Below are 17,963 nucleotides of genomic sequence, written 5' to 3' on the forward strand. Positions count from 1 at the left end.
GCAGAATTATGAATTTAAAGATTTTATATCTTTGCGTTTTATCCTTCGATTCCACCTCTTTCCTTCACCAAGAAACACTTATTCGTTCACGCAACTCATTGAGCTCGCGTCATCACTTTCGTTGCTCGTCAAACCATAAGCTAAACAAGCCATTTCAACGGGGCGCTGAAAGCTACCTCGCAACTGTATATGTGTGGCACCTCTCAGCGCCCCCATTTATCAAACCACATTTCCAGCCAGCATCCGGGCCCGCACGCCAGGCTGAAATCTAATTTCCTCGTCTTCCTACTCTTCTCTGCCACTAACCGCATTCCAAACTCAGCCCTGCGCGAAATACATCGATTTGCAATAAGAAGCCCGTCCTGCCCATAGGGTCACCAACGGGTTATTCCGCCTGCAAAGCGAGCATTTCATTTATCGAGTTCGGCTCCGATGACTGAGTACCATCAAAACAAAACCCGCCACCTTCTTCATCTGGGTTGCCAGCACAAGAACGCGACTTCAGGCACTATAAAGGAAAGATATCTCGTCGTAAATCAAAATGTGAATATTTTCCTATTTATCTAAGATGATATAACGGCTCCAACGTTGTGATTCTTTAAATTCATCGCAAAGCCTGTGTCCATAGAGACATACTCTTACCGACAAACCCCTTAACCTGCCTTATGACCTTTCAGATATCGTGAAAAATGGCGATGGAAGATCAAACGAATGTCAGGTGGAAATTACGACAAGGCAAACCGGGATCACCCTATGGGGGAATGCTTGCTAAAGGCGGCTTAACTACCCCTCGAAAAAGTATTTAGNTTTTGCGATCAGAATATCGTCGAAATCGCTCCTAGCAGGCACGGAACTTATGCCAAACTACTTGCCGAATCAAACCTGTGCGTGTGTACTAGCCTCTCAACAATCAATGCTGCGAGCAAGAGATCATGCGTATGTCCGGTCCCCGTCTTCCCGCACTCCCAACCTTAAGTGAAATTCTTCCCGATGGAACGGAAGGAGGAAAGGAATTCGGCCGAATTATTGATCTACTTCNTTTCAATGAATGGCGAGGTGAAGGAAACAAATTTCAGCCCTTGGATGATTCCGCCGGGGATTTTCGCGGCCTCGATAGCTATCGCTATGGTCGTAGAGGTAACAAAATAACGGGATACCAGTACAAGTTTTATCGATCCCCGCTAAGTAGTCAGCATAGAAGCATTATTTCAGCCGGAATCGAATATGCAGCTGAGGATTCCGAAAATAAAATCTCAACCTATGTTCTTGTAACGCCTGATGATCTGACGAATTCTGGAAGACGAAAAGAAGGCGGCGATATAGCTTGGTTCGAAGCCTTGCGAGAAAAGTACCGATCCCGATTTGAGATCGAGCACATTGGCCACACAAAAATTTTGTCAATGTTTTTACGAGCGAGGCACCTTTGCCTTTTTTATTACCCATCTTTGGTCCCTCTAGGAGAAGCGCGAAGAAAGACAATTCAGGAGGTGCGAGCGCAATATGACGNAAACATGCGACGCAGATTTGGTCGCATAGAATTTGTAGGTATGTCCGTCTACAAGGAAGAAGCGTCTCGCCGGGTACCATTAGAAAATATTTACATTCCCTTATCCCTAGTAACTGAATCTTCGCCAGAAGAGAATGATGAAACGCCTCGGATTGAGCCAGTTTCATTGATTGCTCCTGGCNAAAAATCAATCATACTAGGAGATCCCGGATCTGGNAAATCAACGCTTGTTTCGTTCCTCGCGTTGGTCGGTATTACTCCTGCACTTCAGAAACGGTGCGCAGGAGCATCAGACGATCGCCTTCCAATTGTCATAACCTTAAGACGGTACGCTGACGAAATAAAAATCCGGAAGAACTTGTCCCTCATAGATTATATCGTCGAAAGCGTTCAAGCGGACTTCAGTATAGGCGCGGCCGACAAAGAANTTTTTGAAGCCTATATAGAGAGTGGGCGAGCAATAATATTCTTCGACGGGCTTGATGAACTTCCCGGGCCGCAATTCAAGGGATTAATGCGGCGGCGAATAGACTCGTTTTGTACCAGCTACCCTATAAACACTGCTATAGTGACTTCTCGTATTGTTGGCTATGAAGCGGATGTTCGTTTCGACCAACCATATCGCCATTTTCGAGTTGCGAAACTTCGCCTAAATGAAATCGAAGAGTTTGTATCAGACTGGTACGAAGAGAGGATAGTAGAGGAAGTAGAGCGGAAAAGAAACATCGCAGACCTCGTTAAGGTAATTAACAACCCCGACAATGATGCGATAAGAGATCTCTCCAGAAACCCTCTTCTTCTAACAATTGTTACTCTAGTTCACAGAATAGACGCAGTTCTCCCTGATCAACGGGTAGTTTTGTATCAAAAATGCACAGAAACACTTCTAAACACTTGGAGTAAGGCNAAAAAACAAGATGACGAGCCGATAAAAGGACGCATTGAACAACGGAATCGGTTAAGGGTCGAAGCAATTGCTTACTGGATGCATAGGAATAGCCTCCAGGCTAAGGGGCGAGCGGTCGCACCGCACGGCGAGATAGTCAAATTCCTTACAGAGCATATCGAGACCAAAGAAAAAAGACGCGACAGAGATGAGCCGTCTGAAGATCAAGCAGAAGAGNTTTTTACNTTTGTGAAATCATCGGCAGGGCTGATGATCGAAGCAGGCGATGGTCTTTACAGCTTTATTCATCTAACGTTTCAAGAATATCTTTCAGCTACATATCTCACAACCTACGGCGAGGTGGGTGGAGCTTTGTCCATCTGGAATGAGTTGAACGGTGATCTTGAAAACCCTCGATGGCGAGAGGTTGTTCGCTTGTTGGTCGCTAGCTTGAAATCGGCCGCAGCCCAGGCGTTTTTTGTTGAGAAATTATGTGAAGCCAATCTCTCGAAACCTTCTCGTGATTGCACGTTGTTGCTGGTTGGACTTTTAAGGGACGGTATCGAACCTGCCGAGGAAAAGGCTGAACAGATTTGTCATCAAGTATTTGACATACTCATAAAGACAGAGTCGCGCGACGATATTCGAACTATAAACAACGCTATTAGGTCTTGGACTCTCAAAGAACATTCGAACCTTGAAACTGCTAAGTTAGNTTTCAAACAAATATTCGACCACGCCTCGCCACTAGACAAGCTAACGTTGGCCTTGATTAACCAAAGTGCCGACCTTGGGCCTCTTGATCCGGAAATTCGCGCAGCGGTAGACTTCGGTAGACACAGCTTCGTCGAGCCACTTTTATTTGGACCCGAAGGAGCTAGACCTACTTCCCCGATTTGGGGGGAAATGTACCTCAGACAGACCATTGATGCGTTCCAAGATCCGGATTCGAACGCTGCTTCGGCCATCGGCCTAGGGATTTCAATCCTACTCGACCCAAATGAAGTAGGAGAAAGACTCTTGAGNCGTAGTCTGAGCCTTCTGAGTAGCATTGGACGAGGGCCGCATCGTGATTACACAATGAATCTAATCGCACTGGCTGGGGAGGCGAACCTTCACCCATCGCTTCGGGAGGCTTTAGCGTATTGCATTAACCCCGCAAATGGATACGAAGAGCGAGTAGAACGAGGGGAATTAATCGAAGAGTTTTTCCACCGTTGGCTAAGTCATGTTCCGCAGTTGAATCTTCGCGGGAACGAAAACACTTTGAGCGAAGCCGTACGACAACGGTTGCGCTTTTTCTACAGGAAACCAGGAAGCAGAGCGACACTACCTGGAACGCCGAAGAATGGTAAACCGAGGCGAACACGCGAGATGGCGTTGATACGGCGCTCGCTGAAGACGGTAAATGTGGATGCTGGTGGTTATACACGCATGATCCTTGCTTCCGACGTAATGCGGGAAACCATTGTTCCGTCATTTGTCAAAGAAATGAATCTGACGCCATCAGGCCATTGGGAGGAAACCTTAAAGGCTACGCTGAGTGCGCTGGTTCCGCAGGCCATTGGCCGGTATTTCGACTACAACGAGTGGCAAGCCCTTACCGCGCGCTTGTCTGAAAGTCTTGCAACAGAAGACGATTTCAACTGGGCTTGTTGGTTAATGCTGGTCGATGTTTGGGTGCGAGCAAACCGAGCTGCATCTACTGACGCCCCTACGGGACTGGAAGACCTTGTCATTGCCTCCAGAGAATGCCGCTACAATCCTCTCCAATTTGCTGTGGCATTTAGGGATTTGTATCTTGGTGACAAGGAAGCGCTTAGCAAAGCGATCGAGCTGTGTGAGACAGAGAGCTCTCGTACGTATGAGATGCTAGTATCTGCCGGTTGGCCAGACAGGTTTACGACTTACACGTCTGAACCTGAAACAGGCTCGTCTCACACTCGCAAGAAGGTCAGTCGTCGAAACCCGACAGCCTAGTATTACGATCCAGAGTCGGCTTGATTAATATGTCTCCAACTCTGGAGGCTAGGTGGATGGGCGCTCTCTCCGGGCCCTCCACCATCATCGCTTAAACACACGGCCAATGAATGAAGCACCAAGACGCCAATCACAAACGAACCCTACGCTTCAAACGAATACAACACAAAAAATCCATCTTGCAGCAGCGCAATTTACGGCTACTTTACAACCATGACCTCAATGCAAACTCGCGCTCTGGATTCGGACATAATCGGCGTAGGCTCCTACACCGCGCCGGAGGCTGCGCGCCTGCTGAAAACTGCTCCTCTTAATGTCAACCGCTGGCTGCGTGGTTACACATACAAGCGTGACGATGCTGTGCGGCAGGTTCCACCGCTGTGGACAGCACAACATGCCAACGTTGAAGAGCATCTTGAAATAGGCTTCCGTGACCTGATCGAATTGCGTTTCGTGAAAGCTTTTCTGGATGCGGGCGTCGGTTTGCTGGCCATTCGCAACTGCCTTGAATATGCGCAGGATTGCGCTGGGGAGGACCGCCCATTTTCAACGCTGCGTTTCCAGACGGATGGGCGCACGATTTTTCTGGAAAGCATTGAGCGGGTTGGGGACGCCAAGATGCTCGACCTCAAAAAGAAGCAATATGTCTTCAAGCAGGTTATCGACCGAACATTTAAAGACCTAGATATTGAAGATGACGCTGTTGCGCGTTGGCGTCCTTTCAACGGCAAGAAATCCATTGTAATCGATCCGGCCCGGTCTTTCGGCCAGCCTATCGCGTCAGACTTCGGAGTCCCGACGATAGCGCTTGCTCAAGCGGTTGAGGCGGAGGGTTCGGTGGAAGACGTGGCGCGGATATACGATGTGCCGGTTTCTGTTGTGCGTGATGCGGTGCAATTCGAAAACGATTTGAAGAGGGCCGCTTGAAGGTTTTGGTAGATGAAAATCTTCCTCCTGCGCTTGCTCGCTCTCTCAATGCTTTATTCAATGGNAAACACGATATCATCCACGTCCGGGAACGGTACGGNCCCGGCGTAACAGATTTGCAATGGATTCGAGAGCTAAGCGCCGAAGGCAGGTGGGTGGTTCTTTCAGGGGATCGCCGGATTACTCGTAACAAAGCCGAGTACAATGCCTTTCGCGCGTCACATCTCGTCGGCTTCTTTCTTTCAAAAGGGCTTTACAAGTCTCCTCTCGTCAAACAGATGGAGCGCATTTTGGCGCTGTGGCAAACGATAGAGGCTCAATCTGCGCTGGTGCAAGGCGGTGCCATGTTTGAACTGCCTATGTCGAGTACGCGTATCAAACAGATATAGTCAGCATAGCGCTTTTGTGCGGCTGGCTTTCTCAATCAAGCACGTCACCACTTTTACGGATGCATCAGCCGATCCGTTCCTTCGCAATTTTCATACTCCGCCGTTCCCAACTCACAAGCACAAGGCTTGCCGCGACGATGAGGATTGCGCCGATAAAGACGTTGATTGCCGGTACTTCCGTCCAGATGGCGTAACCATAGATGAAGGCCCAGATGAGGCCGGTATATTCCACTGGTGCGAGCGATGATGCGGGCGCATGTCTGAAGCCTTCGTAGAGAAGATATTGCCCGATGGTCGAGACGAGCCCGACCGCGATCATAAGAAGCCAGCCCTGTGCATCCGGGTTTTTCCAAAGCCAGGGCAAGGACAGTGCGCAGGCGATGCCGAACAGTGCGCTGGTAGCATACATCTGCGTTAATGTCGTTTCGCTTCTGCTGACGAGGCGGATGAGGATGGTGCTCCATGCCCAGCAGAAGCCTGCGATGATGCAGAGTGTTGCCGGAAGCCAGTTTGGAGAGTTGGCGGGATTGGCAGCTATGACGACTCCAATGAAACCGACCGCGCAGGCTATCCAGCGGCCTGCGCCGACTTTCTCCTTCAGTACGAAGATGGACAGGACCATGACCATGATGGGTGCGGAGAAATAGAGGGTGGTGAGTTCCGCCAGCCCAAGATATCTCGCGGAGCTGTAGAACAGCATCCATGCGGTGAGCATGAGGGCTGCGCGAATAACGACGGTACCGCGATATTTACNTTTGAGGATGGAGGGGTGGCGATAGCGATATGCCAGTACGCCGGTAATCAGAACGATGACGGCGCTTCGCACAAAGAGGATCTGAGGAACCTCGTAGCTTTCGACAAGCCATTTGACGAGCGCATCCTGAAGAGCAAAACAGGAGTAGCCCATGGCCGCCAGCCCGATGCCGAAAAGCGGCCTTGCTTCCAATGATCCTGCCATGCACTTCACCACGATACTGCTGATAATCTGTACTAGCCGAGTCCTGTGTTACGATCTATCAAATTACGGCAGCGTATTTCGGAACGTTCGGTCGATGAGCTGGTCCAGGCAGTCAGGGTTCGAGAGCCGATGTCGCGGCTTTGCAAGACAATCGACGTCAAGGTGCAGGTGTTTCTCGACCGCGTCAAAGATGAAGGGAATTACATCTGGATCGATGCCACTGACACCAATGTGAGAGGGGCGGTGGGATCGTTTCTGTCGCAGCCGTCCATCGGCGCGCATCAGAAGCCGCTGGCAAAGGCGGAATTCGGGCGCTTCGGGTTATTGCCCGGCAAAAAGTGCTGGCATCCGGTTGGGCAAAGATAACGTTTTCGCGATGGCGGGGGAAACATCTCGTGCTTACAAGTAACCGTGTCTATGTAATTTGCTCAGGTTAGNAAAGGGAGAAGGTATGAGCGAGAAGTATGGCCCCTACGTCCAAATGGGAACACTTGCAGAGCAAATGGCGGCTCATTACCAGACGGATGCAAATCTGGAACTGGGCCCGCATCTTTCTCACTACATGGAAGAGGTCGAGGTGAACATTGCTGCTCACAGCTTCGACCACGTTGGGTTCATGAGCAAGATTCACGACCGGCTGGNAAAGACACTGTTGGCAACGTCTGNCCCCCGGCGCAACGCATTCTTGCAGGCCGTTGTTGCCGCACTTCGAGACCGGATAGACCGGCATAAGACAGTGGCCGCAGGGTAGTGGTGGCACGGGCTGCGGCAAAACGACAGGTTGTTGAAGCTGCAGTTTGGGGGTAGCGCTATCTCCGCAGATAGCGCTGCGTGAAAGCCGGAAAGTATTCNAAATGATGGATTCGAGTTGGGTCGATTGGTTCCCCATAGTCCTCTTGCCGCTCAAGATTATTGTGCTGGGCGTGGGGATGTTCTACGCCATCAAGTGGCATCATGATCAGGCGAAAAAGGACAAGGAAGCCAGCTGAAACAATGATCCACTCTCTCCCCAGCACAGACTGGGTGAGACGGCACCACCCTTCGCGGAAGACAATAGCGCGAGTTCGACCCCCGATCTGTTGAACATCAAGTAGACGAAGGCCAAAGCGAAGCGCTTGACTGAACCCGAGTCGAAAACGGTTGTTGCCACCAAGCCTTAACCTGGGAGCGCGATTGCGCGATTAAGCCGAAAATCGGTCAGATGTGCTGCGATCTATCGTAGCTTCAGTTCATCCTGCCGTGGGAAACACGCCAGTTTTGAGTGACTTTGTCGAGCTGGAGCCGCAGCGCACACGCCATCAACGGCGTGACCTGTCACTCAACTGCGGCCGCGGCTACTGAACATTCCAGAAAGGGCTTTCCATGTCGCTTATCACCCGTATTGACCCCAACCCGCAGACCACGCCGAAGGAAGCAACGCCAACGCCTGAAAGGCTGATTTCCGGCAATCCATCCTTCAAGACCTGGGCGCTGGACGATTGCCGCGATGGCACCGTTCATACCGGCATATGGGAAGCCACGCCTGGAGAGACGCATTCCATCAAAGGCACGACATACGAGTTCTGCCACATCATTTCCGGCGTTATCGAGTTGGAAGAAAAAGACGGCGACACCGTTACCTATCGCGCAGGCGACAGCTTCATGATGAAGCCCGGCTTCGTCGGCGTCTGGCGCACGATAGAGACCGTTCGCAAGATTTATGTGACCGTAACCGACCCGGCATAGGGGACGACAGGCGATGACGCTCAGTTTCGACCCAGACACGATTTCGCTGCCGCAGTATCATTTCATCGGCGGCGAAAGGGTGATGGCCAGCGAAGGCATTGCCATGCACCGCCCGTCCGATGGCGTTGCATTCGGCTATTGCCCGATTGCCAGTGCCGACCTGGTGGATCAAGCGGTTCAGACGGCCAAGGCTACGCTCAAGAGCAGCAACTGGGGCGGTGTGCGACCGCGCGACCGTGTCAACGCCATGCAACGCTGGGCCGATCTGATCGAGCGAGATGCCGAATATCTGGCGAAACTTGAGGCGGTATCATCTACCCGNCCCGTCGGGCATCTGATCGCAGGCGATATCGCTGTGACTGCCGAACAAATTCGTTTCTTCGCGGAATTTGCAGACAAGGAAGGCAGCGATCTCGTTCCAACATCCGATGCCAGCCTCGGCATGATCATGACCGAGCCTTACGGTGTCGTCGGTGCCATCACGCCATGGAATTTCCCTCTGTCTATGGCCGGGTGGAAGCTGGGGCCAGCTCTGGCAGCGGGCAATGCCGTTGTGCTGAAACCCTCCGAAATGACGCCGTTTTCGACACTGCATATTGCAGAGCTTTCGGTCGAGGCCGGTATTCCTGCAGGTCTCATCAATGTCGTTCTGGGGGATGGCATGGTGACGGGCAATGCCATGACCGGTCACACGGATATATCCAAGGTCAGCTTTACCGGCTCCACAGCAGCAGGTTCTGCCATCATGCAGAATGTCGCGCGCACCGGTATCAAGCCGATGACGCTGGAGCTTGGCGGCAAAAGTCCGCAGGTGGTTTTTGCCGATGCCGATATCGACCGCACGGCGAAAGCGGTTGCGCAGAGCATCANTTCCAATGCAGGGCAGGCCTGCGTCGCGGGTTCACGCCTGATCGTCGCCAAGGAGATTGCGGAGGAACTGATTGCAGCGATCACCTCCATCATGCGCAAAGTCGAGACCGGCCCGACATGGGATGAGAAAACCCAATACAGCCCGATCATTTCGCAAAAGCAGATCGAACGGATCGACGCGATTGTGCGTGCAGCCATCGGTGCCGGCGCCGAGTGCTTGTCGGGTGGACAGATTATGGATCGCGACGGTTACTTCTACGCCCCGACGCTGCTCGGCAACGTCACGCAGGATTCTCCTGCCGTCACCGAGGAAATCTTCGGGCCGGTGCTGACCTTGCAGACCTTTGAGGATGAGGAAGAGGCCCTGGCCTTGGCCGATCATCCCACTTACGGTCTGGCAGCAGGCGTCTTCACGCGCGATCTCTCGCGGGCCATTCGAGTGACCAGACGGTTGCAGGCGGGCACGATCTGGGTCAATCGTTATGGCCGCTCTCGCGATCATATTCTGCCGACCGGCGGCTACAAAAGCTCCGGCATCGGCAAGGATCTGGGACGGGAGGCCTATATGGCAAACCGGAAGTCCAAAAGTGTTCTCATCGATCTCTAAGGCGGATATTGCACATGAAAAACCACTCCATCGCACTCATTCCCGGTGACGGCATCGGCACAGCCGTGACCGATGCCGCCTGGGCTGTGTTGCAGGCCGCCGCCAGGAAAGACGGAACCTTCACGTTGACAGGCAAGACGTTTCCGTGGTCCTGCGCCTTCTACAAGGAAACCGGCGCGATGATGCCATCAGATGGCATCGAAACTCTACGCGGATTTGACGCCATTCTGTTGGGTGCCGTCGGCTGGCCAGCCGAGGTTCCGGACGCCGTTTCACTCCATGGTCTGCTTCTGCCGATCCGCAAAGCCTTCGTGCAATATGCCAATATCCGTCCCCACCGCCTGCTACCGGGCGTCGAGGGGCCGTTGAAGAAGGAAGGTTTCGACATTCTCTGCATTCGTGAAAACACGGAAGGGGAATATTCCGGTGCGGGTGGTCGCGTTCACGTCGGCACGCCGGATGAAGTTGCCGTCGAAACCTCGATCTTTACGCGCACGGGTGTTGAGCGCATTCTGCGGTTCGGCTTCGAGCAGGCACGCTCCCGTCGTNAAAAACTGGCGTCTATCACCAAGTCCAATGCCCAGAAATATTCTATGGTGTTCTGGGATGAGATGACCGCGAAAATCGCTGCCGAATATCCCGACGTGGAGGTTACGAATTATCATATCGACGCCATGGCCGCGCGCATGGTGATGGCACCGGAAAGTCTCGATGTCGTCGTTGCTTCCAATCTGTTCGGCGATATTCTCACCGATCTGGGTGCAGCCATTCAGGGCGGGCTCGGCTTTGCGGCCTCGGCCAATATCAACCCGGATCGCTCGGCTCCGTCGATGTTCGAGCCTGTGCATGGCTCGGCGCCCGACATTGCGCATCTCGGTATTGCCAATCCCATCGCCGCCATTTGGTCGGGTGCGATGATGCTGGATCATCTGGGCGAAAAACAAGCAGCCGCCGATATCATCTCGGCAATCGAAGCCGCAACGGCAAAGGGTATCGGCACCTTGCCCGGCAAGGACAAGACGGACACTATTACAGCCGCCGTTCTGGCAGTGCTGGCTTNAAACGGAGGAGAACGGCATGAGNTTTCTGAAAGATCAGGATCTGTTCAGACAGCAGGGACTTATCGGCGGCCAATGGCTGGATGCATCATCGGGCAAAACGGTCGATGTAATCGACCCCGCCACGCAAAAAGTGCTCGGCACTGTGCCGGATATGGGCGGTGGCGAAACCCGCGCAGCCATCGATGCGGCAGCAAAAGCCTTTGCTCCATGGAAAGCCAAGACCCATGCGGAGCGCGCAGCGCTGCTGGAAAAATGGTTTGCGTTGATGATCAAGCACGAGGACGATCTCGGGCTTCTCTTGACCATGGAACAGGGCAAACCGCTCTCCGAAGGCAAGGGTGAAATCCGCTACGGCGCGTCTTTCGTCAAATGGTTTGCCGAAGAAGCCCGACGCATCAACGGCCACACCATTCCCTCGCCCACTGCCGACCGCCGCATCGTCGTCCTGAAGGAAGCGGTTGGCGTTTGCGGCATCATCACGCCGTGGAATTTTCCGAATGCCATGATCACTCGCAAGGTCGCGCCTGCGCTTGCCGCCGGGTGCACGGTCGTCATCAAGCCATCCGAGTTCACGCCCTATTCGGCGCTGGCACTGGGTGTATTGGCAGAGCGGGCGGGCATTCCCGCCGGTGTCATCAACATCGTCACCGGTATGCCGACCGAGATTGGCAACGAATTGCTGGCCAATGAAACGGTCCGCAAGATTTCCTTCACCGGCTCCACCCGTGTCGGCTCGCTTCTGATGCGCGGTGCAGCTGACAGCATCAAGCGCCTGAGCCTTGAGCTCGGCGGTAACGCGCCCTTCATCGTGTTCNACGATGCCGATCTTGATCTTGCTGTTGAAGGCGCCATCGCGTCCAAATTCCGCAATGGCGGCCAGACCTGCGTTTGTTCAAACCGTATTCTGGTGCAGGCCGGTGTTTACGATGCCTTCGCGTCCAAGCTCTCGGCGCGCGTGTCGGCGATGAAGGTTGGACCGGGCACAGAGGCGAACATCGACATCGGCCCGATGATCAACGCCGCCGCCATCGACAAGATCAACCGCCATATCGAAGACGCACTCTCCAAGGGTGCGGAAATCCTTTCGACACCGCCCAAATTACCAGAAGGCGATCAGTTCACCGCCCCCATCGTGCTGGGCGGTGCGACGACCGATATGCTATTGGCAGGAGAAGAAACCTTCGGGCCTGTCGCGCCGCTTTTCCGCTTCGAGACGGAGCAAGAGGCCATCAAAATTGCCAACGGTACGCCGTTCGGCCTTGCCGCCTATTTCTATACCGAAAGCCTGAAGCGCTCCTGGCGGGTCGCGGAAGCGCTGGAATTCGGGATGATCGGCCTTAATACCGGTTCCGTTTCTACCGAAGTGGCGCCATTCGGCGGCGTGAAGCAATCCGGCCTCGGTCGCGAAGGCGCGCAATGCGGTATCGAAGAATATCTTGAAACGAAGTCTTTCCACATCGGTGGATTGAACTGAAACAAAACAGCCCGCAACGTCACCGTTGCGGGCTTTCTTTTCACTGAAACTTGTCCAACATTTTGTAGTAGAAGCCGACGACGGGAAGGAACCACGGTTTGCCGGAATAGCCAGGCACAGCGTTCCAAACCAGCCCCTTCAACGGGTTGCGGTCTGGCTTGCCGAGCAGTTTGTCTGCGAGAAGCGTTCCCATATGGATCGACATCTGTGCGCCGTGGCCGGAATAGCCCATGGCAAAATTCAAGCCTTCAACTTCGNCCGCGCGCGGGAACCTATCGCTGGTCATGCCCACCAGACCGCCCCAACAATAGTCGATATCGACGCTGCGCATTTGCGGGAAGATGTCAGCCAGTCCGCTCTTGAGGATTTCACCGCTTTTCGCATCCGAACGCGCATCGGACGTCGCGGAGAACCGCGCGCGCCCACCGAAGATCAAACGGTTATCCGGTGACAGCCGGAAATAGTTGCCGATATTCATGGAGGTAACACAAGTGCGGTTGCCGGGCATGGCGGAGGCGACTTCGGCATCACTCAACGGCCGTGTCGCCACGATGAAGCTGCCCACGGGGATGATGCGGCGCTTGAAATAATCGAATGGCCCCGCGGTATAAGCGTTGGTGGCAACGATGACATTGCGTGCCTCGACAGTACCGCGCGGTGTGGTCAGCCTGTGAATACCGCCCTGTTCGCTGCGATCCGTGACCGGTGCTTTTTCGAAGATCGTCACACCATGGCGCACGCAGGCTTCCGCGATGCCATGCACGAAACGACCCATATGCATCATGCCGCNTTTTTTCGAGAGCATCGCACCATGGAAATTATCCGAGCCGATCTCGCTTTTCAGATCAGCCTTGGAGAGAAGCGCCGTGTCAGGGTCGATCTCTCGGTTGACGACCTCGAAGNTTTTGGCAATCGCGTCGAAATGTGCTGGCTTCGATGCCAGTTTCAGTTTGCCGGCACGCCGGAAGCTGCAATCGATGCCCTCTTCGGCGACGATTGCCTCGATCGTATCAACGGAATCATCATAGGCGCGGTAGAGCGCGCTAGCGCGCTCTACACCAAGATGCTCCTTTGCGGAGACGAAGCTGTGAGCGATGCCGTTGTTAAGATGTCCGCCATTGCGGCCGGAGCCGCCGAAGCCGACATGCTGGGCCTCCAGCACAACCACTTTGGCTCCGCCCTTCGCCAGACTGCGGGCAGCGGACAGACCGGTAAAGCCGCCACCGATAATGGCCACATCGAAGGTGCCTTCGACCTGTCCCGTCGCAGCAGAGGCAAAGATCGGGGCCGTGTCGTGCCAGTAGGATTTGAACTGCATCGTCCTCATTCCCCTCTATNAAATGGATTAAAGCCCAACGACGCCCGGCAAGCCCGAGATATCCTTGATTTCGGTGTAGCCGTAATAAGGATTGGCCGGTTCGTGGCCACGGTTGACCCAGACCTTGTTCTTGATGCCGAGATCATGCGCCGACATCAGATCGTAACGGAAGGACGAGGAGACGTGCAGAACGTCTTCCGGATTGCAGCCCAGCATATCGAACATATATTCGAAAGCCTGGAAACGCGGCTTATAGGCATTGGCCTGCTGGGCGGTATAGACAGCATGGAATGGCGCGCCCAGCTTTTCCACATTGTGCATGATCTGCTCATTCATGGCGTTCGACAGAATGACCAGCGGAATTTCCTTGGCGACTTTTGCGAGACCAGCAGGCACATCCGCATGCGGACCCCAGCTCGGCACCTGCTCATACACGAAACGACCGTCTTCGTCCTTGAAGGTGACACCGTTCTTGCGGCAGGCGCGCTCCACGGCATTATGGACAACTTCATTGTAGGGCTTCCAGTCTCCCATAATTTCGTCGAGCCGATAGGCGGCAAAGTTCTTGATGAACTGCGCCATTTTTTCAGCATCCAGCTGCTCGCCGTAGAGCGTCTGTGCCGCTTCCGCCATCTGGAAGTTGGTCAGCGTGCCGTAGCAATCGAAGGTGATGAATTTCGGGCGAAACTGGGTCATGTCGTTTGTCCTCATGGATTGGCCATATGGCTGCGCTCTCTTATAAGGTCATCATAAGCGTAGGATTTCGGCTGCGCTCACCGCAATTACCATTCCGCGAAGCAGATTGTTGCGTATCGAAGCACAGCTTTGGCAGAGAGTTCCGCAGAGCCCTGGCTTGAGCGACGCTGCCAACATCGAAGAGTATTCCCCGCAGCAGAAGATGCGGCGCGCACTATTGCAGACAGCGCAAACTGATCGAACAAGTGTCAAGGTCGGGACGATCTTCTTCGCTCAAGGGTCTATCAAAGAAACCAACCATAGCACGAGGAAAACGCCATGCTGGCAAGCCAGATCGATCTTGTCGAATTTAAGCCGCACCATCTGGAAGGTGCGCTGGCGCTTTCGCAGCAAGCGCAATGGCCGCACCGGATCGAGGATTGGGCGATGGGCTCGTCGCTCAGCAAAGGCGTTGCTGCTGTTCACAGGGATCGCGTTCTAGGAACGGCCATGGCAACACTTTATGGAGATGATGTCGCGACCATCAATATGGTCATCGTCGATGAGGCCATGCGTGGACTGGGCATCGGCAAGCGTCTGATGGANTTTGCGCTGAATGCCGCAAGTGGACGCGAATGCAGACTGGTTGCCACGCAAGACGGGCTGCCGCTCTATCAGAAGCTGGGATTTCGCGAAGCGCACCGCATCGTTCAGCACCAGGGCCTGATATCGTCCGTCCCACCGCCTGACGGTGTGGAGTGGGCAAATGCTTCGGATGTAGCGGAATGCATGAGCCTCGATCACGCCGCCTGCGGCATGGATCGTCGCGACCTCATCACCTATCTCGCCAACAATGGCCGCCTCGCCGTCATTCGTCGCGATGATCGCGTTGTCGGTTTTGGGGCCATACGTCGCTTCGGACGCGGCGAAGTCATCGGNCCCGTGGTAGCGGAAAACGCCTCGGAAGCCAGGATGCTGTTGTCATTTCTCCTTGCCGGAAAACAGGGGCAGTTCCTTCGCGTCGACACGAGCGAACAAAGCGGTCTTGCACTCTGGCTGACGGAGCTTGGCCTGTCCCATGTCGGCGGCGGCATAGCCATGGTCCGTGATGGAAAGCCGCGCGACACCACCACAACCCAAACATTTGCCCCTCAAACATTTGCATTGGCCAGTCAGGCCCTCGGTTGATCCTGGAGAACATTATGCTCAGCAATTCCCTTATCGAACTCGACCGCGCACATCTGATTCATCCGGTTGCGTCCTACCGCGGCCACGAAAAACTCGGCGTGCGCGTTTTAAAGTCTGCCAAAGGTGCCACCGTCACCGACATGACCGGCCATCAGATGATCGATGGGTTTGCGGGCCTTTGGTGCGTCAACGCTGGTTACGGCCACGAGAGCATCGTGGAGGCGGCGGCAAAACAGATGCGCGAGCTTCCCTACGCGACAGGCTATTTCAGCCTCGGTTCGGAACCGGCGATCCGGTTGGCATCGGAACTTGCAGATCGTGCGCCGGGTGATCTCAACCATATCTACTTCACGCTTGGCGGGTCCGATGCGGTGGACAGTACGGTTCGCTTTATCCGATATTATTATCACTCGCTCGGCACGCCGGAGAAGGACCAGTTCATCTCGCTCGAACAGGGCTATCACGGCTCCAGCACAGTCGGCGCTGGCCTCACGGCACTTCCGGTCTTCCATGCAGGCTTCGGCCTGCCATTTGACTGGCAGCACAAAATTCCGTCTCACTATGCTTATCGCAACCCTGCCGGCACCGACCCGCAAGCCATCATCGCCTCTTCCGTTGCTGTACTGAAAGCAAAGATAGAGGAGATCGGTGCGGAGCATGTTGCGGCATTTTACGTGGAGCCGATCCAGGGTTCAGGCGGCGTTCTCGTGCCACCGACGGGATGGCTGAAAGCGATGCATGAGGTCTGCAAGCAGTATGACGTACTGCTGGTCGCCGACGAGGTCATCACCGGCTTTGGTCGGACCGGACCGTTGTTTGCGTGTTCGGACGATGATGTTGTGCCGGATTTCATGACAACGGCGAAAGGTCTGACCTCTGGCTATGTNCCCATNGGGGCCGTATTCATGTCGGACAAAGTCTATAATACCATTGCAGATGGTGCAGGTGCGGCCGCAATAGGCCATGGCTATACCTATTCGGCACACCCGGTCAGCGCCGCCGTGGGTCTGGAAGTCTTGAGACTTTACGAGAACGGGCTTCTTGAAAACGGGGTGAAAGCTGGCGCTCGGCTAATGGCCGGACTGGAAAGCCTTAAGGACCATCCGCTGGTGGGAGACGTGCGCGGGCGCGGGATGCTGGCCGCCATCGAACTGGTGACGGACAAGCAGAAGAAGACGCCTCTACCCGCTGCCGCCGATCCATCGCGCCGTATTTTCGACCGCGCCTGGGATAACGGCCTCGTCATCCGCGCATTCGGTAATGGCGTTCTCGGCTACGCACCACCGCTGTGCTGCACGGAAAGCGACATAGATGCCATCATCGAGCGTACCCGCTTGACGCTCGATCAAACGCTGAATGACCCGGACGTTCGCTCAGCTATGGCGTGAGGGCTGTGCGGGAAATACCGCTTTGGCAGGATATTCGGAATATTCTGCCGCAGCGGTTCGATCATTCAGTGTATCTCGCCAGTGATTGTTGCGATGATGGCTGGGAAGAAAGCAGAATATGGCNAAAAAGCCGTAGAAGAAGCGCTTGAGGGTAAAAAACGGACAGCATAGAATTCTGTGAGGGCAACCAAAATCATCCGCGATCCGCNTTTTTTGAAACAGGAGAATGATATTGCCGAAGAGTTTAGCAGACTTCAAATATCTGAGCTTCGACGTGGTTGGCACGCTGATCGATTTTGAAAGCGGCCTGACACACTGCCTGAAGCAGATTGGTACGGAACGCGGCGTCGACATCGATGGCGAGGCCGCTCTCGCCTTGTATCGCAAGGCCCGTTATTTGCCGGATGTCGGTCTGTTTCCCGATGACCTCGTTCGCGTCTACCTGGTGATCGCTCCAGACCTTGGCTTGCCTGCCGAGCGTGCTCTTGGTGAACGGCTCCGCGATTCTGCAAAAAGCTGGAAGGCGTTTCCCGATAGCGTACAGGCACTGGCCCAGCTTGCGAAACGCTATAAGCTGATCGCGATGACGAACGCCCAGCGTTGGGCCTTCGAATGCTTTTCCGAAGAACTTGGAAATCCGTTTTATCAAGGTTTCACTGCGGATGACACGGGCACCGAAAAGCCGGATCCTGCATTTTTCCAACATGTCTTCGAATTCGTTCAATCCGAGGGCAGCACCAAGGACGACATCCTGCATGTCGCACAAAGCCAATACCACGACATCGGGATTTCCCGAAAGCTCGGGATGACGAACTGCTGGATCGAAAGACGCCATGCTCAGAAGGGCTACGGCGGAACGATCGAGCCCGAAAACTTCACGAAGCCCGATTTCCACTTCACCTCCATGGCCGCACTTGCTGATGCCGTCGGGGAGAAAAGTGACGCCTGAAACTGCCCGCAATGGGTAAAAAGCGGCGCCATAAGCCGTTCGACCCGGATGAACTCAACNA

General features: G+C 54.3%; 15 protein-coding genes and 1 pseudogene. 13 read left to right on the forward strand and 3 right to left on the reverse strand.

The annotated features are described in order from the left end of the window. Positions 1–1,547 precede the first annotated feature (1,547 nt). The 3 genes from CUC55_RS13675 to CUC55_RS13685 all read left to right on the forward strand — a co-directional run bounded on the left by CUC55_RS13675 (position 1,548) and on the right by CUC55_RS13685 (position 5,689). Positions 1,548–4,373: an NACHT domain-containing protein gene (locus CUC55_RS13675; protein ID WP_425352847.1), complete on the forward strand. Its 2,826-nt coding sequence runs from the start codon at positions 1,548–1,550 to the stop codon at positions 4,371–4,373. 213 nt (positions 4,374–4,586) lie between these two features. Next, positions 4,587–5,300 (forward strand): hypothetical protein, encoded by a 714-nt coding sequence (locus CUC55_RS13680; RefSeq protein WP_245417762.1) that lies wholly within the window; start codon positions 4,587–4,589, stop codon positions 5,298–5,300. A gap of 5 nt (positions 5,301–5,305) precedes the next feature. Further along, the gene (locus tag CUC55_RS13685; protein ID WP_425352848.1) at positions 5,306–5,689 is read left to right on the forward strand and encodes a PIN-like domain-containing protein; all 384 of its coding nucleotides are present in this window, start codon (positions 5,306–5,308) and stop codon (positions 5,687–5,689) included. A gap of 64 nt (positions 5,690–5,753) precedes the next feature. Here the strand turns inward: CUC55_RS13685 and CUC55_RS13690 are convergent, their stop codons facing one another. Beyond that, entirely contained in the window at positions 5,754–6,647 is an 894-nt protein-coding gene (locus CUC55_RS13690) for a DMT family transporter (protein ID WP_103088230.1), read from the reverse strand. 45 nt (positions 6,648–6,692) lie between these two features. Between CUC55_RS13690 and CUC55_RS13695 the strand changes: the two genes are divergently transcribed. The 7 genes and pseudogenes from CUC55_RS13695 to CUC55_RS13720 all read left to right on the forward strand — a co-directional run bounded on the left by CUC55_RS13695 (position 6,693) and on the right by CUC55_RS13720 (position 12,384). Then, complete coding sequence (locus CUC55_RS13695) at positions 6,693–7,013, forward strand: hypothetical protein (protein ID WP_157940961.1); 321 nt, start codon at positions 6,693–6,695, stop codon at positions 7,011–7,013. Positions 7,014–7,098: 85 nt separating this feature from the next. Further along, entirely contained in the window at positions 7,099–7,398 is a 300-nt protein-coding gene (locus tag CUC55_RS13700) for a hypothetical protein (RefSeq protein ID WP_103088231.1), read from the forward strand. Between the two features lie 103 nt (positions 7,399–7,501). Next, complete coding sequence (locus tag CUC55_RS23325) at positions 7,502–7,636, forward strand: hypothetical protein (protein ID WP_280940015.1); 135 nt, start codon at positions 7,502–7,504, stop codon at positions 7,634–7,636. A 373-nt stretch (positions 7,637–8,009) separates the two neighbouring features. Then, entirely contained in the window at positions 8,010–8,372 is a 363-nt protein-coding gene (locus tag CUC55_RS13705; protein WP_067646329.1) for a cupin domain-containing protein, read from the forward strand. A 13-nt stretch (positions 8,373–8,385) separates the two neighbouring features. Further along, positions 8,386–9,849 carry an aldehyde dehydrogenase family protein gene (locus CUC55_RS13710; RefSeq protein ID WP_103088232.1) on the forward strand — a complete coding sequence of 488 codons (1,464 nt, stop codon included), beginning with the start codon at positions 8,386–8,388 and terminating at the stop codon, positions 9,847–9,849. A gap of 14 nt (positions 9,850–9,863) precedes the next feature. Beyond that, a pseudogene (locus CUC55_RS13715) lies at positions 9,864–10,904 on the forward strand (tartrate dehydrogenase); the annotation flags it as partial. 22 nt (positions 10,905–10,926) lie between these two features. Then, the gene (locus tag CUC55_RS13720; RefSeq protein ID WP_103088233.1) at positions 10,927–12,384 is read left to right on the forward strand and encodes an NAD-dependent succinate-semialdehyde dehydrogenase; all 1,458 of its coding nucleotides are present in this window, start codon (positions 10,927–10,929) and stop codon (positions 12,382–12,384) included. Between the two features lie 40 nt (positions 12,385–12,424). On the opposite strand, the gene CUC55_RS13725 is transcribed toward CUC55_RS13720, so the two are convergent. Both CUC55_RS13725 and CUC55_RS13730 read right to left on the reverse strand, forming a co-directional pair. Then, complete coding sequence (locus tag CUC55_RS13725; RefSeq protein ID WP_103088234.1) at positions 12,425–13,702, reverse strand: NAD(P)/FAD-dependent oxidoreductase; 1,278 nt, start codon at positions 13,700–13,702, stop codon at positions 12,425–12,427. A 27-nt stretch (positions 13,703–13,729) separates the two neighbouring features. Next, on the reverse strand, positions 13,730–14,398 hold the full coding sequence (locus tag CUC55_RS13730; protein WP_067646341.1) for a haloacid dehalogenase type II: 669 nt from the start codon (positions 14,396–14,398) through the stop codon (positions 13,730–13,732). Between the two features lie 318 nt (positions 14,399–14,716). On the opposite strand from CUC55_RS13730, the gene CUC55_RS13735 reads away from it, so the two are divergent. From CUC55_RS13735 to CUC55_RS13745, 3 genes are all read left to right on the forward strand, one after another. Continuing rightward, entirely contained in the window at positions 14,717–15,565 is an 849-nt protein-coding gene (locus tag CUC55_RS13735; protein WP_103088235.1) for a GNAT family N-acetyltransferase, read from the forward strand. Positions 15,566–15,579: 14 nt separating this feature from the next. Continuing rightward, complete coding sequence (locus CUC55_RS13740; protein ID WP_103088236.1) at positions 15,580–16,953, forward strand: aspartate aminotransferase family protein; 1,374 nt, start codon at positions 15,580–15,582, stop codon at positions 16,951–16,953. A gap of 232 nt (positions 16,954–17,185) precedes the next feature. After that, positions 17,186–17,902, forward strand: coding sequence for an HAD-IA family hydrolase (locus CUC55_RS13745; protein ID WP_067647261.1), 717 nt, complete (start codon positions 17,186–17,188; stop codon positions 17,900–17,902). Positions 17,903–17,963: the final 61 nt, after the last annotated feature.

This window comes from Agrobacterium bohemicum (assembly GCF_002896715.1).
In the GTDB taxonomy this organism is placed as follows: Bacteria; Pseudomonadota; Alphaproteobacteria; order Rhizobiales; family Rhizobiaceae; genus Agrobacterium; species Agrobacterium bohemicum.